The sequence below is a fragment of the Bacteroides sp. RCH18 genome (assembly GCF_058231005.1).
Genome location: NZ_JBIPTC010000002.1, coordinates 903,528 through 925,739, shown reverse-complemented (window position 1 = coordinate 925,739; position 22,212 = coordinate 903,528). Strand labels below are relative to the sequence as shown.

The 22,212-nt window shown below is 43.9% G+C and carries 13 protein-coding genes; 4 read left to right on the top strand and 9 right to left on the bottom strand.

All coding sequences use genetic code 11. The features are described from left to right. Positions 1-44 precede the first annotated feature (44 nt). Positions 45-1,562: an MFS transporter gene (locus tag ACHLI0_RS18915; RefSeq protein ID WP_165938023.1), complete on the top strand. Its 1,518-nt coding sequence runs from the start codon at positions 45-47 to the stop codon at positions 1,560-1,562. 370 nt (positions 1,563-1,932) lie between these two features. Here the strand turns inward: ACHLI0_RS18915 and ACHLI0_RS18910 are convergent, their stop codons facing one another. The 5 genes from ACHLI0_RS18910 to ACHLI0_RS18890 all read right to left on the bottom strand — a co-directional run bounded on the left by ACHLI0_RS18910 (position 1,933) and on the right by ACHLI0_RS18890 (position 10,200). Then, the gene (locus tag ACHLI0_RS18910) at positions 1,933-5,307 is read right to left on the bottom strand and encodes a DEAD/DEAH box helicase (RefSeq protein ID WP_490749823.1); all 3,375 of its coding nucleotides are present in this window, start codon (positions 5,305-5,307) and stop codon (positions 1,933-1,935) included. Between the two features lie 114 nt (positions 5,308-5,421). Further along, positions 5,422-6,249, bottom strand: coding sequence for a twin-arginine translocase subunit TatC (tatC, locus tag ACHLI0_RS18905; RefSeq protein ID WP_055216640.1), 828 nt, complete (start codon positions 6,247-6,249; stop codon positions 5,422-5,424). A 6-nt stretch (positions 6,250-6,255) separates the two neighbouring features. Beyond that, positions 6,256-6,477, bottom strand: a complete 222-nt coding sequence (locus ACHLI0_RS18900) for a Sec-independent protein translocase subunit TatA/TatB (RefSeq protein ID WP_008760985.1) — start codon at positions 6,475-6,477, stop codon at positions 6,256-6,258. Between the two features lie 208 nt (positions 6,478-6,685). Continuing rightward, positions 6,686-9,235 (bottom strand): bifunctional UDP-N-acetylmuramoyl-tripeptide:D-alanyl-D-alanine ligase/alanine racemase, encoded by a 2,550-nt coding sequence (locus ACHLI0_RS18895; RefSeq protein ID WP_490749822.1) that lies wholly within the window; start codon positions 9,233-9,235, stop codon positions 6,686-6,688. Then, the gene (locus ACHLI0_RS18890; protein ID WP_490749821.1) at positions 9,211-10,200 is read right to left on the bottom strand and encodes a GSCFA domain-containing protein; all 990 of its coding nucleotides are present in this window, start codon (positions 10,198-10,200) and stop codon (positions 9,211-9,213) included. The genes ACHLI0_RS18895 and ACHLI0_RS18890 overlap by 25 nt, the downstream gene beginning before the upstream one ends. 666 nt (positions 10,201-10,866) lie before the next feature. Between ACHLI0_RS18890 and dxs the strand changes: the two genes are divergently transcribed. From dxs to ACHLI0_RS18875, 3 genes are all read left to right on the top strand, one after another. Beyond that, positions 10,867-12,810, top strand: a complete 1,944-nt coding sequence (dxs, locus tag ACHLI0_RS18885; RefSeq protein WP_490749820.1) for a 1-deoxy-D-xylulose-5-phosphate synthase — start codon at positions 10,867-10,869, stop codon at positions 12,808-12,810. A 2-nt stretch (positions 12,811-12,812) separates the two neighbouring features. After that, positions 12,813-14,153, top strand: coding sequence for a Trk system potassium transporter TrkA (gene trkA / locus ACHLI0_RS18880; RefSeq protein ID WP_008764324.1), 1,341 nt, complete (start codon positions 12,813-12,815; stop codon positions 14,151-14,153). Positions 14,154-14,287: 134 nt separating this feature from the next. Then, positions 14,288-15,739, top strand: a complete 1,452-nt coding sequence (locus ACHLI0_RS18875) for a TrkH family potassium uptake protein (RefSeq protein WP_081030297.1) — start codon at positions 14,288-14,290, stop codon at positions 15,737-15,739. An 84-nt stretch (positions 15,740-15,823) separates the two neighbouring features. On the opposite strand, the gene ACHLI0_RS18870 is transcribed toward ACHLI0_RS18875, so the two are convergent. The 4 genes from ACHLI0_RS18870 to ACHLI0_RS18855 all read right to left on the bottom strand — a co-directional run bounded on the left by ACHLI0_RS18870 (position 15,824) and on the right by ACHLI0_RS18855 (position 22,158). Continuing rightward, on the bottom strand, positions 15,824-17,206 hold the full coding sequence (locus ACHLI0_RS18870; protein ID WP_008760980.1) for an SGNH/GDSL hydrolase family protein: 1,383 nt from the start codon (positions 17,204-17,206) through the stop codon (positions 15,824-15,826). A gap of 93 nt (positions 17,207-17,299) precedes the next feature. Continuing rightward, a complete protein-coding gene (locus ACHLI0_RS18865; protein ID WP_055216632.1) occupies positions 17,300-18,838 on the bottom strand; it encodes a family 43 glycosylhydrolase in 1,539 nt (512 codons plus the stop codon). Between the two features lie 6 nt (positions 18,839-18,844). After that, on the bottom strand, positions 18,845-19,978 hold the full coding sequence (locus ACHLI0_RS18860) for a beta-1,2-mannosidase (RefSeq protein WP_011109096.1): 1,134 nt from the start codon (positions 19,976-19,978) through the stop codon (positions 18,845-18,847). A 26-nt stretch (positions 19,979-20,004) separates the two neighbouring features. After that, positions 20,005-22,158 (bottom strand): GH92 family glycosyl hydrolase, encoded by a 2,154-nt coding sequence (locus tag ACHLI0_RS18855; RefSeq protein WP_414231644.1) that lies wholly within the window; start codon positions 22,156-22,158, stop codon positions 20,005-20,007. Between the last annotated feature and the right edge of the window lie 54 nt (positions 22,159-22,212).

Here is a 22,212-nt window from a genome sequence, read left to right as displayed (position 1 = left end):
ACCGACCTTTGTCAGCAAATCAAAATCTATTTAAATCCATTATCATGAATGCATTTCAAAAAACAGGCGAAAAAATGACAAACTACAGATGGACGATCTGTGCGATGCTATTTTTTGCTACTACAGTTAACTATCTCGACCGCCAGGTACTATCGCTCACCTGGGATGAATTTATCAAACCGGAATTTCACTGGGATGAATCACACTACGGTACTATCACTTCCGTATTTTCTATTGTTTACGCAATATGTATGCTCTTTGCCGGTCGCTTTGTGGACTGGATGGGAACGAAGAAAGGATTCCTCTGGGCTATCGGCGTATGGTCTGCCGGTGCCTGTCTGCACGCAGTCTGTGGTATTGTAACAGAAGCACAGGTAGGACTGCACAGTGCTGCCGAACTTGCCGGAGCTACCGGAGACGTGGTGGTAACCATCGCTACTGTCAGTATGTACTGCTTCCTGGCTGCACGCTGTATACTTGCTCTCGGAGAAGCCGGTAACTTCCCCGCTGCTATTAAAGTAACTGCCGAGTACTTCCCGAAGAAGGACCGTGCTTATGCTACTTCCATCTTCAACGCCGGTGCTTCTATCGGTGCCTTGATCGCTCCGCTCACCATTCCTATTCTTGCCAAAGCTTTCGGCTGGGAAATGGCGTTTATCGTTATTGGTGGACTTGGTTTTATCTGGATGGGCTTCTGGGTATTTATGTACGATGCTCCTTCAAAGAGCAAGCACGTAAACAAAGCCGAGCTTGAATATATCGAACAAGACCAGAATGAAGTCGGTGCAGGTCCGAAAACAGAGGAGAAAGACGAGAAAAAGATGAGATTCTGGCAATGTTTCAGCTACAAACAAACTTGGGCATTTGTCTTCGGTAAATTTACCACTGACGGTGTATGGTGGTTCTTCTTGTTCTGGACCCCGTCTTACCTGAATTCCCAATTCGGTATCAAAACTTCCGATCCTCTGGGAATGGGACTTATCTTCACGCTTTATGCAATCACCATGTTATCCATCTACGGTGGCAAGCTTCCTACTATCTTCATCAACAAGACTGGCATGAACCCTTATGCGGCACGTATGAAAGCAATGTTGATTTTCGCATTCTTCCCGTTAGTGGTATTGCTGGCACAGCCATTGGGAACATTCTCTCCGTGGTTCCCCGTGATCCTGATCGGTATCGGCGGAGCTGCCCACCAGTCATGGTCGGCTAATATCTTCTCTACAGTAGGTGATATGTTTCCCCGAACAGCGATTGCAAGTATCACCGGTATCGGTGGTATGGCCGGTGGTATCGGTTCAATGATTCTTCAGAAAGTGGCAGGTAACTTATTTGTATATGCTTCCGGAACAACAATGGTTGACGGTAAAGAAGTGGAAATGACAAAAGAACTGCTGGAACAAGGAGCACAGTTTGTACACCCTGCGATGACATTCATGGGATTCGAAGGAAAACCGGCCGGCTACTTTGTAATCTTCTGTGTATGCGCAGTGGCCTACCTAATCGGTTGGGTTATTATGAAAGCACTGGTTCCTAAATATAAGCCTATCGTATTGGATTAATCCGATATAATTATATAGAATAAAAAACAGGAGGGCACTCAGTATGAGTTTGTCCTCCTGTTTTTTTAACCAATTATTTATTCAAAAAGTTCCAAAAACAAAAAAGCCTCTTCTCACGAAGAAGGCTTTTTAGGTTTACTTATTCTTCATAGCCATCCTGTACCATTCTACAAAACAACTTGCACATTCAAACAATGAAGGATAGTAAACGTTAAGATGAAAAAAAGGGAAGTCTCACGACTTCCACAATTCTTCTAACCTTAAATCTAAATCTCTATGAAAAAAACGTATTGCAAAGATAGGGGTTTGTTCAATAAATAGGTGTTAATGAATTGCATAAAGAGAGAATAAAAACTAACGTCTGCAAAAATTATGCAATATTCCGGAGGCTCTCTATTAATTTTAATAAACTTTTATAGAGTGGATTACGCTCCAGCAGCGCCGGCACACCTGTCAGCAGCATCTGTTTTCTTGCACGTGTCAAGGCAACATTCAGTTTCCGGTCAATCAGAATTCCGTCTTCTTCTGTCAGATTGGAAAGGAATTTCAACTGATACGGATAGTTCACACAGAATGAATAAATAATCACATCGCGTTCACTTCCCTGAAAACGTTCTACAGTATCAATCAATATCTGATTCAGTTCGGGAATGCCGAGAGCTTCTATTTCCTTCTTGATCAAAGCTATCTGACTACGATATGGAGTAATAATCCCCAATGTGCGGGAGGCATCAAATGCCTCTGAGTGTTCTTTATAGATAGTTGCGGCCAGACGGGCGGCAATCTTTGCTTCCGAATGGTTTGTTTTAGCAGAAGAACCCACCGGTTCGGGCTGCGAAGGATAAAAAGACAGCCGGTTGATATTTCCGGAATCTTCCAGTTGATGCGGCAGTCCGACAGGCAGCAGCCGACCTTCATAGAAAGCTTGATTGGCGAACAGAGCCACTTCGGGGTGCATACGTCCCTGACGGCAGAGCATATCGTAAGTACGATGGGCATCGGTATGCTGACGGGCTGTGCGATACAGTCTTTCAAACAGAGAATCTTTCAAGTTCTTCAGTCCGACAGCAGACAGGGCTTCATCGTATACTTCCGATTGCTCCGAATTCTGCAAGACGACAGCCGGAAGTTGTTTATGATCGCCTATCAGGATAAATTTGCCAACGCCCTCTTTCCCGTTTTCTCCTTTGGCACAAAGTATACCCAGCAACTGCGGTTCCAGTATCTGAGTAGCCTCATCCACAATAGCCACATCGAAATGCTTCAATCGGAAAAGTTCCGGTTTGCCGGAGATAGACGCTACTGTACCGACTAATATACGACAGCGGTTAATACGTTCGTAAACCTCTGTACGACGCATACAGGTAGCAAGTTCATTCTCAATCAAATGCTCCCGATAGTTCTCGTCACACGATAGCTCGCTTCCCACACGAATGAAATCTACTTTCGGACGAATGGAAGAAAGTGCTTTACAGATTTCATCCACCGCACGGTTAGTATATGAGAGCAATAAAATCTGGGCTCCTTCCTCTTTATAAAAGGTTTCGACCATCTTCTTCAGTGCACAAGACGTTTTACCGGTTCCCGGAGGCCCTACCAGCAGAAAATAGTCCTTTGCTGCTTTTGCTTTTAAGGCAATGCGGGTAAAGTCATCGGCAGCTTTGGTTATCTGCTTATCCAATGCCGCATCAAATCGCGGTTCCCGTTGAGAGAGCAGCAAATCACGACGCTCTTTTGTAGCAGACATAAAAGCATAAAGTCCCTGGTACATGCTACGGAAAGTAGTATCCATCGCATCGTGCTCAATAGCATAGAGGCTATCAGACGGAAGTACGGAAGAATTCTGCTGGGTAGCACGAAGACGGATGCAGATTTCATTCTCGTTCAGATAGTCGATATTGCCTTTGAATACCATCTTGTTGGTGACGTTATCCGTATCCGCATTCCGTTCGTAAAGCACGATGGCATCGCCCTGACGGAAGTTAGGGAGGGTGTGTTGCGCATCATCCGCCACCGTTCTCTGAAGTTCTCCGGACGGCACCAGCAACAGATGGGATTTATGTTCGTCGGCTGCGTGATTCTCTTCAATTCTTAAATCATAGATGATCTCCCCCGATTCGCATTTCTCCGCCAGAGTGGAAAGCCATAAAGAAGCGGCTCCTGTACGTCCCTCATAATCCACATCACCGGACTTGGACGTATAAAGTTCCTTCGTTATAAAATTATAGAGTGCATAGAAGTAGTTTTTCTCTAAAGCGGAGAGGGACTTCAACTTCTCCTGAAAATTATCGATAGAAGGACGCAGATACGTCTCCCAAAAACGTCCCGACAATCCCCGCTCGTTTAGTACCGAGGCTTTTATTTCTTCCAGTTTCTGTGCCGTATATTCCAGGCTGTTCCGCAACTGGATGCCATATTCATCCGCTACAATCCGGTTACGCAGATCGATCACACGGCGGACCATTGCCCATGAAGGACGGGAAGGATAAAGCAACGGATAGCGTGTATAGAGCAGATAAGCCTTTACCTTCCGGTGATCCATCCCCATCGAATATTGCAGAACTGCCTGATAAAGCAGCATCTGCACCTTATTATTCTCTTTCGGTTCCACTTTTCCGCGAATCGCATATTCGTCAGCCTTTCCCGATTTCATTTCGATGAAAGAAGACATATCGCGCTGCATATAGTCGAGTCGCCCTTGCAGGCCGAGCGCTTCACATATATAAGAAGGTTCGAGCACGGCATCCGTCTTGTCCAGTTCGTAGCCGGCGGCATGAAAAGTATCATTCACCGTCTCGCGGATATGGTCGAAGTGAAGTTTGCAGTCATCAAAGAACTGACGTTCCTTCTCCCGATCACGTAGGTCGGCACAAGCAGCCAGTTCAATCGGATAACGCCGGAAAGCTTTCTGCATACATTTCAGATAATCCACCTCCCCTTCCGTATGTATCCACTCATCGAGGAAAAGGTTGGCTATATTTCCTAAAAGCAACGGGCGTGCATTCTCTATCGGCTGAAGACGGGAAAGGAAATAGTTTGCCGGATGATGTCCATAGTCCCGGTAACATTCTGCCAATGAACTGATATCAATCAGATAATCAGGTTCAAGGACAATGAACGAAGGGGTCAGAATTCCTGCTTCGTCAACAGCGACATCCAGCAAGTTGAGTTGTGCATGGCGCCAGAGCAACTGACAGGTTTCCGCAAATTCTTCATTGATCTGAGGTATATTGTAACGGACACGTAATGGTTCGTCGGCTATTTCATCCAAAGGAGTCACATACAGATACCGCTCGTCGGAATATTGGAAACAGACGCGCATCCGCTGCACCTGCTTGTGTGCCGGAGGAGCCACGATATAAGTTGCATCCGTCCGGGGAAGCAAACGATACAGCTCCTCTGGAATATCTTCCTCAAAAAGTTTACGGATGAAGAAAGCCAGCGTTTTCGCATCCCGCAGAAGGTGTTCGCGGGTAGGTTCCTGTTGTCGGTTCAGAATAGCATTGGAGGTCAGTCGGAAGGTATGCAGCCTGTTTTGCTCCGCTACAGAAAGCCCTACTTTAGCCGCTACAAAACTAATTCGTGCGGAAAGATCGGTCATCTGCAGACTACCGTTGTGCATATGTAGGCGGCAAAGCCTTTCCAGCAAGTCGCGCATCTGTTTGTAGCCGACAGTCAGCTGCAAATGATCTGCCTTACAAACGGCTAAAAGGATTTCATAAGATTCTCTTCCTTCATTTTCCATACGACAAAAGGGATATGATAAAAGTTACGAGGGTGTGTCAAAAGTCAGCCTTAATTGAGTTATTATTGATTTTTGACACACACTTGGGGAAACGAACGATAAATAATTGGCTTATCAGACTTTTGCCACGCCTTCTTCTTCCTCTTCTTCCAACTCAGGAACTTCCTTCTTATCCTTTATCATCAGAATACTCATTTCGTAGAGCAGATAAAGCGGAATAGCCACAACACTCAGTGTGAACGGATCGCCCGTCGGAGTGATGATAGCGGCAGCTATTACGATAATGACAACTGCGTGACGGCGATATTTGCGCAGGAAAGACTTGTTGACGACTCCCAGCAAAGACAACAACCAAGTCACCAGCGGAAGTTCAAAAGCTAGTCCCATACAGAGAATCAGCATCATAAAGTTATCGATATACGAATTGAGCGACAGAATGTTCTCGACTTCCGAACTCAGCTGATAGGTAGAGAGGAAACGGAGTGTCAGCGGATATACCATAAAGTATCCCATAAGTACGCCGATAAAGAACATACCGGTTCCTATGGTCAACGCTTTCCTCACCCCTTTCCGCTCATTCGGATAAAGGGCCGGATTAATAAAACGCCAGACTTCAAAGAAAATATAGGGCATAGCCGTCACTACCGACATCCAGAAAGCTGTCGACATATGTATAAAGAAAGGAGCTGCCAAATTGATATTGACAAGCTTCACCTTAAACTCCTGCGTAAAAAATTCATCAGTCAAATCGAATTTCTGACCGATAAAGCGTAGTAAGTCGTAAAATACAAAATCATTATGGCAAGGCGCCAGTATTACATGGTCGAACAAATAAGGCATCGCTACGAAATAGCCGATTGCCAATACAAACCAGACTCCGATAACACGAAAAAGTACCCGACGCAACTCATCCAAATGATCCCAGAAGGTCATTTCTGCCATTGCTTATTATTTCTTAGCTGAATCTGCCGGTGCGTCGATTTCGTCTTTTGCCTTATTGATTTCTTCTTTTGCCTCGTTCACACCATCTTTAAAGCTCTTTACTCCTTTGCCTAAGCCACGCATCAATTCGGGTATCTTCTTACCACCGAAAAGGAGAAGAATAACAAGAGCAATAATGATCCATTCAGAGCCACTAGGCAAAAAGCCTAATAATAATAAGTTTGTCATATGTTTATTAATTATAGAGGTTTATTAGTTGGTGCAAATATAAAGAAAAACGGCAGACTATAAAAGAAAAACAGGAAACTATAAACGGGAAACGGGAAATAATTTAAGTATACCCGTTATCATTTACCGCCCATTTACCCATCGTTAACCTTTATAGTCTTCCATTCACTATTCTACTACATATAATTCTGTTTTTACCGCCTGTGCTTTAGTCCTGATAGTAGACTCGCTTCACACGGTTCGAGATGCTGGTCAGCACTTCGTAAGGGATCGTCCCCAACTTATCCGAAAGTGTGGTTATCGGCAGGTCGTCACCAAAGATAACAGCTTTGTCCCCTTCCCTGCAATCGATATCCGTCACGTCAATCATACAGACATCCATACAGATATTTCCTACATAGGGAGCTTTCTTGCCATTCACCAAACAGTAAGCATTGCCACGTCCCAGATGGCGGTTCAAGCCATCGGCATACCCGATAGGAATTGCCGCAATGCGGGAAGGACGCGTCAGATGTCCCATCCGGCTATAGCCTACCGTATCTTCTCCGGGCACGTCCCGAATCTGAAGAATCGTAGTCTTAAGCGTGCTTACATTATTGATAATCGAATTGTCGATCGGGCTTACCCCATAGAGTCCTATTCCCAAGCGCACCATATCAAACTGCGCACCAGGGAAACGTTCGATGCCGGCTGTATTGCAGATGTGACGCAGAATCTTGTGTGAGAAGGCTTCCTGCAATTCCTGCGAACCTTTCTCGAACAGTTCAATCTGCTGGCGGGTGAAGAAGTCGAATTGCGCCGAATCACTTCCCACAAAATGTGAGAATACCGATCGGGGAATAACCGCATTCTGACTTTTCAGACGACGGATCAACAACGGAATTTCATCGACGGAAAAACCAAGACGGTGCATACCCGTATCCAGTTTGACATGAATCGGGAAGTTGGTGATTCCTTCTTTCTCGGCCGCCTTAATCAGTGCGTCCAGCAAATGGAAGTTGTACACTTCCGGTTCGAGTTTATAATCGAACATCGTTTTGAACGATGTCAGTTCGGGGTCCATGATGATAATGGAGGAGGTGATGCCCGCTTTACGCAGTTCGGAGCCTTCGTCGGCAACGGCTACAGCAAGGTAATCCACATGATGCTCCTGCAATGTTTTGGCAATCTCGTATGATCCGGCTCCGTAGGCAGCAGCCTTCACCATACAGATCATTTTCGTCTCCGGATGGCGGAGCATGGAGCGATAGTGATTCAGATTGGCAACCATCGCACCCAAGTTCACTTCCAGAATCGTTTCATGCACTTTCAGTTCCAGCTCTTCCGATACCAGATCAAAGTTGAATACGCGGGAACCTTTTATCAGAATGACTTCCGAGTGAAGGGATTTGAAAATGCCCGATCTTAGCAAGGCGTCTGTATCGGGGAAGAAGTATCGTTCCGGCGTACCTTCGAAGCGAGCGGCACACGAAGAAATCTCCGCTCCTACACCGATCAGCTTGTTGATGCCCCGACTCTTTATCAGTTGTGCCACCCGGCGGTAAAGCGTAGCCGTACTTTGCCCTGTCTCCAAAATATCCGATAAGATAAGTGTCCGTTTCAGTCCTTTCTTTTCCGAACGGCGTACCAGGAAATCCAGTGCTATATCCAAAGAAGCCAAGTCCGAATTGTAGCTATCGTTGATGAGTATACAATTATTCTTGCCTTCTTTTACTTCCAGGCGCATGGCGATCGGTTCGAGCCGTGCCATCCGTTCGGTAATCTGATCGGCAGGAGTCATCAGATAAAGACAGGCTGCCAGGCAGTTCAACGCATTTTCGATGGAAGCATCGTCTATAAAAGGAATACAGAAGATATTATCCATATCCAGATAGCGGTAAGCAATCACAGTATGGTCTTCTTTCTTTGTCACCTTGCTGATATAAAGAGGGCGCTCGATATCCTTGCAGCTCCATGCAATCTCACGGGCTGTCAGCATCGACTTTGCCACACAATTACTGATCAGCTCGTTATCTCCATTATAGATCACCACATCGCAATCTTTAAAGAGTGTCAGCTTCTCCATACATTTCTCCTGCAATGAGAAGAAATTCTCCTGATGGGCACCGCCTATATTAGTCAGAATACCGATAGTCGGTTTAATCATGCGCTTCAAGGCCCCCATCTCCCCCATTTCGGAGATACCGGCTTCGAAAATACCCAATTCGGCTTCTTCATTCAGTTGCCAGACGGACAAGGGAACGCCGATCTGAGAATTATAACTGCGGGGCGAACGGACAATGCAGCGGTCCGGACTCAATAATTGATGCAACCACTCTTTCACAATGGTCTTTCCATTACTGCCCGTGATACCGATTACCGGAATCTTGAAATTCTCCCGATGAACCTCGGCCAGTTTCTGCAAAGCCTTCAAAGGATTCGCCACGATCAAGAAATTGGAGAAATCAAGAATGGAGAGTTGAGAGTTGGGAGTAGGCTGCGCACCATCCTCCTGCATAGCATTCTCCATTTTCCATTCTCCATTCTCCATTTTCTTAAAGTCTTCTTCCGTAACCACGAAGTTGCGCACTCCCCGATCATATAGTTCGGAGATATAGCGTGCACCATTATTACGTTTGGTGGGCAAAGCAAAGAAAAGGGTTTCTTCCGGAAAGCTCAAAGAGCGGCTATCTGTAAGTAGCCAATCAATCGTCGCTTCATGCTCTCCGACACGGCGTGCACCGATATATTCGGCTATGGATTCAATCGTATATGACATAGTTCTGTTTCTTTTTGAAAGTCTAAGTACGGGTATTTTCCGTTAAGTCGTTCGATTTTTAACACTATTTGTCCTAAAAAGCGTTGATACGTTTCCGACTCCGGATGAAAAGGCTTGTGTGACAAGTCTTTAATAATATCTTCTATGGCAGTGATCACCTGCTTCGTTTCGGCAGAAAAGAAGGCCTCTGAAAAGCGTTCCCACAAATAACGGACAGCCAACGGAGACGGATGGAGCATGTCATCGGCATAAAAACGATAATCACGCAATTCATCCAAAACGATCTCATAAGAAGGAAAGTAGAACACATGATCCGGAAAGAGCTGTTGCAAGCGGTCGATGGCAAGCAATAAGGTTGATTTACTCAACTGGTTAGCATGCATCCCGTCACGTATATGCCGGATAGGGCTGACCGTGAACAAGACCTTCAAGCGAGAGTTGCGCGCCACCATACTGGTAATCAACGAAGTATATTCGTTCACGATCTCATCTACCGAAAGAATCCGGCGGTTGAAGCAGTTCTCCGGCAGTTTATGGCAATTGGAGACTACCTGCCTTGTTTCTTTCTGTTCATATACATAGGCAGTGCCGAAAGTCAGCATCAGCCAGTCAAGTTCGTGGACCGAACGGTGGGCCTGCGACAAGCGAGTGTTTATCTTTTCAAGTACTTCCTCCGGCGATGACGCAGAGAACAAACCATGATGCATCGGACTATGCCAGCACTCCTTATATAGGAATAAGTCTTTCTCCTGATACACCTTCCCCTTCAATATCTCCACCAAAGCCGTAGAGACCGACAGCGGATTATAGAGAATCCCGAAAGGATTCATGTCAACGCGAAACTTATTTTCTGCCAGCAACCTGCCCATGTTCTCTGCAAAACAAGACCCCATCAAAAGAATCCGTTCCGCATGACTGACAGGCGGCAAGCCCGCCGGTAGTTCTACCTTTGTTTGAAAATCCATATATTCTCCTTCTTTCGATTGTTTCTCTCTTGCAAAAGTACGACAAAGATACGATATTCCGCTTTATTTTAATCGCAAATCTATTCAAGGCTTGACAAATGGCTTTTTATGTTGTATATTTGTAGACCGAAAACCGAAAATCAATGAATAACGGATATAAAAGAATAGAAAACATGGATAAAATACAGTATCATATTACAACAAATACAGCTTATTCCTTCTCATTACACTAAGGAATAAGACGATTGATATAACCCAAAGGCTGCAAGCTCTATGAAGTTTGCAGCCTTTTTTTGTTGAATTAATTCAATCTTTTTTCTACAAAATCTCATTTTAGAGTTTCTAATAAACGGAAGACACGTCTATAATAAACGATCATCAAATTTATTAATAACGATACGAACGTTTCTGCAAGTTCATGTTCTCTTTTTTCATGCAACTTTTATTTTCCTAATAGAGATTTCATTTGATTAGTAATATTAATCCACATTTCACATAATAAAAAGAAAGTTACAGTTCTTCCGGGAACCCGACGGCACATACCTCAATATACCAACGACCGAATGCCATTCCACCCTCGTACTTCGCTTTAACAATAAGAATTTAGGTAAAAAGAAAGGGCTTCCGCTTTCTTTTTCGTATTTTTGCACCAAATTTTCTCGAATCATGAAGAATGAACCGATATATAACTTGCTAAACTCAATCAACAGCCCCGATGATCTGCGCCGTCTGGAAGTAGACCAACTGCCGGAAGTATGCGATGAATTAAGGCAAGACATTATTAAAGAACTCTCCTGCAATCCGGGGCACTTCGCTGCCAGCCTCGGAACAGTGGAACTGACCGTAGCCCTGCACTACGTCTACAATACACCTTATGACCGTATTGTATGGGACGTAGGACATCAGGCATACGGCCACAAAATCCTCACAGGACGGCGTGAAGCATTCTCCACCAACCGGAAACTGGGAGGTATTCGCCCCTTCCCTTCTCCCGAAGAGAGCGAATACGATACATTTACCTGCGGACACGCTTCCAATTCGATCTCCGCAGCCCTCGGCATGGCTGTCGCCGCCGCCAAGAAGGGAGACGACCAACGTCATGTGATAGCTATCATCGGAGACGGTTCGATGAGCGGAGGACTGGCTTTTGAAGGATTGAACAATTCTTCTACCACCCCGAACAACCTGCTTATTATCCTGAATGATAACGACATGGCTATCGACCGCAGTGTCGGCGGTATGAAACAATACCTGTTCAACCTGACAACCTCGAACCGCTACAACCAACTGCGTTTCAAGGCTTCCCGCCTGTTGTTCAAGCTCGGCATCCTGAACGATGAACGTCGCAAGGCACTGATCCGCTTCGGCAACAGTCTGAAGTCAATGGCCGCCCAGCAACAGAATATATTCGAAGGAATGAATATCCGCTACTTCGGTCCTATCAATGGCCATGACATAAAGAACCTTTCGAGGGTATTGCGTGACATTAAAGACCTCAAAGGTCCCAAAATACTGCATCTCCACACGATCAAAGGAAAAGGCTTCGCCCCTGCCGAGAAACACGCCACCGAATGGCACGCTCCCGGCAAGTTCGATCCCGTCACCGGAGAGCGTTTCGTAGTCAATACGGAAGGAATGCCTCCCCTGTTCCAAGACGTTTTCGGAAATACACTGGTGGAACTGGCGGAAGCCAACCCAAGGATCGTAGGTGTGACTCCCGCCATGCCTTCCGGCTGTTCGATGAACATCCTCATGTCCAAAATGCCCAAGCGGGCTTTCGACGTGGGTATCGCCGAAGGCCACGCCGTCACCTTCTCCGGAGGAATGGCAAAGGATGGCTTGCAGCCTTTCTGCAACATCTATTCATCGTTCATGCAACGGGCTTATGACAATATGATCCATGATGTGGCTATTCAGAATCTTCCCGTAGTTCTCTGTCTCGACCGTGCCGGACTGGTAGGCGAAGACGGTCCGACACACCACGGTGCGTTCGACATGGCTTATCTGCGTCCGATACCTAATCTGACCATCGCCTCCCCCATGAATGAGCATGAGCTGCGACGGCTGATGTACACGGCACAACTGCCGGATAAAGGTCCGTTCGTACTCCGCTATCCGCGTGGCCGTGGCGTATTGGTGGACTGGAAATGCCCGCTTGAAGAAATTCCTGTAGGCAAAGGACGGAAATTGAAGGACGGAAAAGATATAGCTGTCATCAGCATAGGACCTATCGGAAATAAAGCAAGGAGTGCCATCGCCCGTGCCGAGTCCGAATCGGGAAGAAGCATCGCCCACTATGATTTGAGATTCCTCAAACCGCTGGACGAAGAACTGCTGCACGAAGTGGGCCGCACATTCCGCCACATCGTCACCATAGAAGACGGAACGATTCAGGGAGGAATGGGAAGTGCCGTACTTGAATTCATGGCCGACCATGAATATACCCCGACAGTCAAACGCATCGGAATTCCGGATAAATTCGTGCAACACGGCACGGTAGCCGAGTTATATCAGCTCTGCGGAATGGATGAAGACAGCCTGACAAAAGAATTGCTGAAGCAATGTGAACTTCTGCCCGACATGAGCAAAATAAAAGAATTAACTAACTGAAGATGAAGATAATTATCGCAGGTGCCGGAAACGTAGGCACCCACCTGGCTAAATTATTGTCCCGGGAAAAACAGGACATTATCCTGATGGACGATGACGAAGAAAAACTAAGTGCCCTCAGCGCCAACTTCGATTTGTTGACTGTCACGGCTTCTCCTTCTTCCATCTCGGGACTGAAAGAGGTAGGCGTGAAAGAAGCGGACTTGTTCATCGCAGTCACCCCCGACGAAAGCCGGAATATGACTGCCTGTATGCTAGCCACCAATCTGGGTGCCAAAAAGACTGTCGCCCGCATCGACAACTACGAATATCTTCTGCCCAAAAACAAGGAATTCTTCCGGAAATTGGGTGTAGACTCATTGATCTATCCGGAAATGCTTGCTGCCAAAGAAATCGTATCTTCCATGCGTATGAGCTGGGTACGCCAATGGTGGGAATTCTGTGGAGGCGCCTTGATACTGATCGGTACCAAGATGCGCGAAAAAGCGGAAATACTGAATATTCCCCTCCATCAACTGGGTGCGCCGGACATCCCTTACCACGTGGTAGCCATCAAACGCGGAACGGAAACCATCATTCCGCGCGGAGACGATGTCATCAAACTGCACGATATTGTTTATTTCACCACTACACGCAAATATATTCCTTATATCCGGAAAATAGCCGGTAAGGAGGATTATGCCGATGTACGCAACGTCATGATCATGGGCGGAAGCCGTATCGCCGTCCGTACCGCCCAGTACGTGCCGGATTATATGCAGGTGAAAATTGTAGATAACGACATCAATCGTTGCAACCGGCTGACTGAATTATTGGACGACAAAACCATGATCATCAACGGCGACGGTCGTGATATGGACCTGCTCATCGAAGAAGGTTTAAAGAATACCGAAGCATTTGTCGCCTTGACGGACAATTCGGAAACGAACATCCTCGCCTGTCTCGCCGCCAAACGTATGGGAGTGGAAAAGACGGTAGCGGAAGTAGAGAATATCGACTATATCGGCATGGCGGAAAGTCTCGATATAGGCACGGTCATCAATAAGAAAATGATTGCCGCCAGCCACATTTATCAGATGATGCTGGATGCCGACGTATCCAATGTCAAATGCCTGACGTTTGCCAACGCCGATGTGGCTGAATTTACCGTACCCGCCGGAGCAAAGATTACTAAAAACTTAATCAAGGACCTGGGATTGCCCAAAGGAACAACCATCGGAGGTATGATCCGCAACGGCGAAGGAGTGCTCGTAACCGGAGATACGCTGATTCGTCCCGGAGACCATGTCGTTGTATTCTGCCTGAGTATGATGATCAAGAAGATTGAGAAGTTCTTTAATTAAGTAATAGGTATTAGGTAATAGGTAATAACCGTAGCTGCTTGTACTTGACATTATATCTGATACTTGGCGCATAATACTTAATACCTATTACTTAATACTTATTACTTATTACCTATTACCTATTAGTTAGAGATATGATTAATTCGAGGATGATATATCGCATCATGGGGTTTCTGTTACTGATAGAAACGGCTATGTTAATGTGTTGCGGTGGTGTTTCACTATTTTACAAGGAAGATGATTTAAACAGTTTTCTGCTTTCATCAGCTATCACGGCCTTTGTAGGTGTGATTATGCTTGCTATCGGAAGAGGGGCCGAGAAGTCACTCAACCGCCGCGACGGATATGTGATTGTCAGTGTAGCCTGGATCGCTTTCTCCTTTTTTGGAATGTTGCCCTATTATATAGGCGGGTATATTCCAAGTCTCACCGATGCCTTCTTCGAGACAATGTCCGGCTTCAGCAGTACCGGTGCCACCATCATGAATAATATAGAATCTATGCCTCACGGAATTCTTTTCTGGCGGGCAATGACTCAGTGGATTGGTGGCCTGGGAATTGTATTCTTTACGATTGCCGTCCTTCCGATTTTTGGTATGGGAGGTATTCAAGTATTTGCCGCCGAAGCCAGCGGGCCGACTCATGACAAAGTACATCCCCGTATTGGTGTTACCGCCAAATGGATCTGGGGCATCTATGCCGGTATGACGGGGACATTGATTATATTACTGGTATTCGGGGGCATGGGACTTTTCGACAGTATCTGCCACGCTTTCACCACGACCAGTACAGGTGGGTTCTCCACCAAGCAGACAAGTATCGAATATTACCACTCGCCTTACATAGACTATGTAATATCTGTTTTCATGTTCCTCTCGGGAGTCAACTTCACGCTATTATTGCTGATGTTCAATGGAAAAATAAAGAAGTTTATCCATGATGCCGAGCTGAAGTTTTATTTTATGTCTGTTGCCTTTTTCACGATTTTCATAGCAGTCTGGCTTTATCAGACCAGTTCGATGGGAGCGGAAGAGGCATTCCGTAAATCTCTGTTCCAAGTAATCTCCCTACAGACTTCAACCGGTTTTGCCACTGCCGACTATATGCTCTGGCCTTCCATTCTCTGGGGCTGTCTTCTTATCGTTATGATAATGGGCGCTTGCGCAGGCAGTACGACAGGTGGTATCAAATGTATCCGCATGGTTATCCTCTTCAAAGTTGCCAAAAATGAATTTAAACATATTCTGCATCCCAATGCAGTATTGCCCGTACGGGTGAATAAACAGGTGATCTCCCCCTCTATCCAGTCTACCGTACTGGCATTTACATTTTTGTATGCAATCATCGCCATTATCAGCATTCTTGTCATGATGGGCTTCGGAGTGGGATTTCTCGAATCTATCGGAACGGTCATATCAAGTATAGGAAACATGGGACCGGGACTCGGCACGTGTGGCCCTGCCTTCTCATGGAGTGAATTGCCTGATGCAGCCAAATGGTTGCTCTCCTTTCTGATGCTTCTCGGACGTCTGGAGTTATTTACGGTATTGTTGCTGTTCAGTTCGGACTTCTGGAAAAGAAATTAAATCGAATATCATACATAAAAAAGGTGCCGACTATTAGCCGGCACCACCATACACCAATTCAAACCTTTCTTATCTAAAGAAATATTATATTTTTCTCAGAACAATCTTTCTTACTACTGGCTTGTTGATTTCGTAGATCTTGGAAATCAGAACATCCATCTCTTGTTCACGTGCGTCGCGAATTTCTTTAAACATCATCTTTGAATAAAGATCCCGACGTCCTTTCAACCACATGTTCTTCTCTACATTTTCATCCATCACTTCAATAGCCTTTCTGTCATTAGCAAACAATAAGCCTTTTTGTTGAAAGAAACCAAACTGGCACCACGCATATTCTCTAAATGTTCTTTCAAGTTCCCAACGATACTCATTGAGGTGCATGATAGTTAATGCCTGCTGGTATTGTGGAGTTTTAGATTCTGCAGCTAAATTTATACCCTTTGCCAAATCAGCAGCATCCCAGGTTCCTATTTCCTGATCGTCAATCAACAGTTTATATTGCCCCTTCAAACCGGTAACTTTCAGCAACTCAGTATTCATCTCTTCCATAAAAGGAACTTCTTTTATAACTTCTGCCTGACTCTTCTTAGAACCCCAGCCTCGTGCAATAGTATCCAAAGGATATGGTAACGCCTCTGCCAGATAATCAAAACTAATATCTTTACCTATTTTCTTAATATTTGAGATGGTACAACCTTCTGCCTTCACTGCTTGCTTCTTATTTGCATTGATTTCCATGTTGGCCACATCTTTACCAGCAAAACCTTGTGCTTTCAAGAAAAGATAAGCCATCACCATATGACCGTCATTGTCCGGATGGATACGATCGTTACCACAAAGAGTAAAACTAGGATCTTTTTGTTGAAGTTCCTGATTTATAGCTACCATAGGCGCATTCCAATCTGTAAATTCCCAACCATTTCTTGCAGCAGATTCTCTTTGATATTCTATAATTCTCTTAATAGTCTCATTTTTTTTCTTAAAGACCGTATTATCCTTTATTTGCGCAGTTTCATCATAAGGAGAAGTTCCCGTCATTACGATACGAGTATGTGGCAACTCCTTGAAACGTTTTTCCATCTGCTGGAAGTTCTTGATGCTTTCCTGATACTTCTGTTCACCAAATTCTTTCGCATTATCACCATTATATTCATAATAACCGGAATCATTCATACCGAAAGTCACCATCAATACAGTAGGATTTTTGCTAAAAATGTCACCATCCAAACGTTTATTCATATCATACGCTGTATCACCACCAATACCTCCATTGAATACACGAATAGGCATATTCGGGAAGCGGGTCATGTAATACAACCAGATAAATGAATGGTAACGACCACCATCCGTAATACTATTTCCTAAAAACACAGCTCTGTCACCTTCCTTAAAAGGTTTCACGGTCTGAGCAAACGCAGTAGTATATGCCATGCAAACTGCTGCAACTAATACTAAAAACTTTTTCATGTTATCAATCTATATTTTACAAATACTGTTAATCTACTATGAGGGATAATTTAATAGTATAAACTAAAAATTTTATCACCATCTGCTTTCTTTTTATTTTAAATTCTTCATTTTAAAATAAGAAAACTCTGCCGGTACATCCTTATCTCCATAATGTAGTAATCCCGGACGCTGCACTCTATCCCAACGAATCAAGGATTTACCCTTGAAAGGGGTATTCTGCACAGATTGCCATGTTTTTCCATCCAGACTTTTATAAAAGTGGAATATACACCCCTGTTCAACTTCCAATTTCAAATATATCTCTTTACTTGCAAAAGCTGAATCATAAAGTACTGACTCAATATCGTCTTTCACCACTTTCAAAATAAGTTTATCTCCTTCAATTCCCCAAGCAATCAGGTTTTTATCATCGCCATACAAGGTCAATCCTTTCAGCCCTTTGCCTGTGTTTATTACTTTCGTCTCACAGCTATACTGTGGAGATTGAGGACGTAAACATAATGCTGTACCATATTTATTGTTATTCTTTGGAGTACCGGATAAAAATAACTTTCCTTTCTTTAGCACAGCGTGTATATCTGAATAAGGATAATTCCACGTCCAATCAACTTTCAATTGATTCCCTTTAAAATTATCTTCAAAATCAGAGAGAGGCTCTTGCTTTGTACCGACAAAAGGTATAGGCTGTTCAGCTATAGCCAAATTCCCAGTCTTGAAACGCACCCAATGATCATCCGTCATTTCCATTTCTTGCAAAATCGGTTGACGCCCGGTAAAGAAACCATCTCCCTTCAAATAAGCGTGACACATATAAAACATACGACCATCAGATGTTCTCACCACAGTACCATGACCACATGATTTATAATCTCCTTCTCCGCCGTGAAGAATGGGGTTTCCAGAATATTTTTCATAAGGTCCACCATAATTCCTTGCACGTGCTACATACACATCATAGTCACTAGAAGGACCACAACATCCATGGGCAGCGTATACTATATAATAGTAGTCGCCTTCTTTAAAATGGTACTGTCCTTCCATACCGATTCCCTTTTCATCTACTAAAAGAGTAAAAGGTTCACCATCCAAATGCAAACCATCAGCGGACAGTTTACATCCTAACAATTCTATCGGACGCGTATCCAAACCATAAGCTTTCCAACTGATATACAACTGCCCGTTATCATCATAAATAAATGCATCGATAGCTTCCTTTCCATACTCTACAATCGGACCATGATCGATAAATTCATGTAAAGGAGAATCAGACGTAGCTACTCCGATATATGATATCCCGGTACTTTTTTGGCGGGCAGTATAATAACAGTAAACTTTATTATTATGATAAAACAATTCTGGTGCCCAAAATGAATTAGAAGTCCAGGACGGTTGCTTGGTAAAAACATGCCCTACCTGTTTCCAGTTTACCAGATCCTTCGAGGTAAACATTGGATAAAAAGGCGCCCATTCCGAAGAGGTACCCGTAGCATAATATGTATCTTCAATCCGAATGACGGAAGGATCGGGTACATCTCCCCGAATAACAGGATTTGTGAAGTAGTTTTGTTCTTGTGCCACCATTTGCAATGCAAAACAAATACCAAACAAAAAGAGTCCTATCTTTTTCATTGCATTTTATTTCTTAAAAGGATCATACACAGCAACTGCTACACGTGAATCTGCACAACCATAATATAAGTACCATTTCTGATTATGGAATACTAAACCTTCTATAAATACTGTTCCCGCGGGATATTGTCCGCTCTTCTCAAAATCTGATTCCGGAATATAGAATGGTTTATCCAATCGGTCAATCAATTTAGTCGGATCTTTAGCATCGAATAATGCTTGCCCAGCACAATAAGAATTAGCAGTATACAATGTATCACCCTCTGCACCTGACTTATTCTTACCATTATAAAGTAATAAAATACCTTTATCAGTCATAATTGCAGGTGGACCACACTCTGTCAGGTCACTATCAAATTTACCTTCACGAGGAGTAATTACTTTTAGAAAGTCTCCTTTTTCATCAAGCATCGGTTCCCAATTAATCAAATCTGTGGAAGTAGCTACGTTCACAAACTTTTCTCCCCAATACATCCAATATTTTCCATCAATTTTAGCAATCACTTGTTTGCCATCTACCAATTTTGTGACAATAGAAGCTGATTTGGAAAATTCATCAAAAAAACGTCCGCCATATGCTTTTGCAAAAGCCGGACCATACTTTTCCCATATCTGAAGATCACGAGAAGTAGCTACGGCAAGACGGGCCTGCTTACGATTCCATTGTGTATAAAGCATTACATAAAGGCCATCCTCTGTCACAGCAACTCGCGGATCTTCACACCCCCCTGGCCATTCCAATTCTTTCTGGTTATCATCTGCCGGATAAAATACAGGAACAGTCATCCGGTTAAAATGCAAACCATCATCAGAATAAGCATAGCCTAAGCGAGAAGTGCGTGAACCAATTCCTACCGCCGAATTATCTTCAGCCCGGTAAAGCACAACCACTTTACCATCATAAATTGTAGCAGCCGGATTAAAAGTATCACTAGATTCCCATGCTACCGAATCCTGCCTCATTGGGCAATAAAAAACAGTAGTGGTATCAGGAGAGACAATTGGGTTAATACCTTCCGGACGTTGAAAATCCGCCCATGCCCAATCGGGGAATTCGGATGTTTGCTTCTTCTCTCCACAGGAAGTAATCACTGCTGCAACCATCAGTAAATAAGCTATATGTTGAAATTTTCTTTTCATGATTGTTCTTTATAATAATTCATTAATTAAGGAAAAGATGGTGGAACGACCTTTGCTCCCCACTTCATGTCCGGTTTACCCGAAGTACTGTATTCGATAGTAGCTCCGCTATTGAGCAGGTCCCAGTCTATCCATGTACTTTCATATGACTTTCCGTTTAGTTTCATGGATTTAATATAGATGTCCTTTTCTGAACCTCCCTTTATCACAATATCACCTTTTTTCAAATGTACCTTGACAGATGAAAAGATTGGAGTATTTACCGTAAATCCCCCCACACCCGGGATTTCCGGATAAAGCCCGATACAGGCAAACACATACCAAGCACCCATTGTGCCCAAATCGTCATTTCCCGGGAGACCATCTATCTTACTTGAATATTGCTCATTCAACACACGATTAATGATTTCCTGTGTTTTGTATGGACGACCAATCCAATTATATATCCAAGGTATGTGGAAACTCGGCTCATTACCGGAAGCAAACCATGCATCGTTATATCCGGCATCCAGGCGTGTAAAGAATTCATCCAACCGTTTCTCGGCTTTTTCCTTACCACCTATTATTTCTACCAGACCGGCAATATCATAAGGCACCATCCAAAAATAATTCTTATAAGTAGATTCACGGAAGTCTTCACCAAGAGATTTCCACGATCCGTCCGGATTACGTGATTGTAGCCAACCTGTGTCCGGATTATACAAATTCTTCCATGAACGGGCAAAATGAAAATAACGCCAACTGGCAAATTCATCTCCCACTGCATGCAATGCAAACTGTCCGATAGCAAAATCTGCTGAGGTATACTCCAATTGAATAGATGCATTATAATAACCCTTATCCAAATACTGCTTCAATCCCGGGCGGGTCTCCACATCTTGCGACTTAGAACCCGGTTCCTCCGCTCCTTTTCTCATAATCTTAAAGATAGGTTTCGGATCATAATTACGAGCTCCGAAAGCATAGGCATTAGCAATCAAAATAGGACTCGGATCTCCCTGCATTACCCCTGTTTCAATATTAGCCATCACCCAACGAGGAAAAGAGCCACCGGACTGTTCTGCAAACAATTGATGGGAAATAACAATATCGGAAGCTACCTCCGGATCAAGCATGGATAATAATTGAATTTGTGTACGATACGTATCCCAATTACTAAAAGAAGTATAGTGTTTAGAACGTGACTTATGCACTCTGAAATCCGCTCCCATATATTCCCCATTCACATCGCTACAAACATTCGGGTGAATGAAAGAACGATATAAATGTGTATAGAATTGGGTCGTACGATCGGGATTGGTACCCTCCACTTCAATCATACCCAAATAATGATTCCATTTTGCCTCCGCCTGATTCTGTATCTTTTGGAAATCCCATTCTGCATTTTCGGCTTTCAAATTTTCACGTGCATTTTCTACTGAAACATAAGAAACTCCAATCTTATATTGAATATTCTTCTTTTTGTTTACATCAAAAGTAAAGTATACACCAGAATATTCGCCTTCTGCAAAAGTTGTATTTGGCATCAATTCTTCTCTCTTCCATGTACCGGTTTCAAAAGCATCAGTATCAAACTCCGCTACAAAATAGACTTTATACGGAGTACGGAGCCCACAGAAATTTCCTCCTTCTGCATAACCTTCACACTTATTCGGGGCAGTAATAACAATTGCAGCTTGTTCAATAGGAGTTGCAGAAATACCTCCACCAATGATTATTGTACCATACTGTTGATCTGCCGGATATTCATAACTAGCCATCCCCGTTCGCTCGGTCACTGTCAGTTTTGCCTTGATATCCTCTTGCACCATAGCCTCATAATAACCGGCATGTCCTTTTTCTTCAGATACATTTATACGATAGTTGAGGATGTTATCAGGTGACATTTTCAGTTTTCCTTTCACAGGGAAAGTGGGGAAATTTCCCATATGTTCACAACCACCACCACTCAACTGATTGATAACGAATCCCGACCTTTTGGAAAAATAAGATGGAGTAAATTGTACCATCCCATAAGGATAAGTTGCTCCCGGATAAAGATATCCGGAAGTCAGTCCGGTACCTTTTGTTCCAATCAACGTATTGACTTGATGGACATAGTCACCAGCCACAGCTTGTGTTGCAACCATTCCTTCTAAAACAAGAGAGAATAATAAAATAAATAAGAATTTATGTTTCATTCCGGATGTTCTTTTAGTAGAGTCTGTTTCGAATAAGAAACAGGAATACCACTA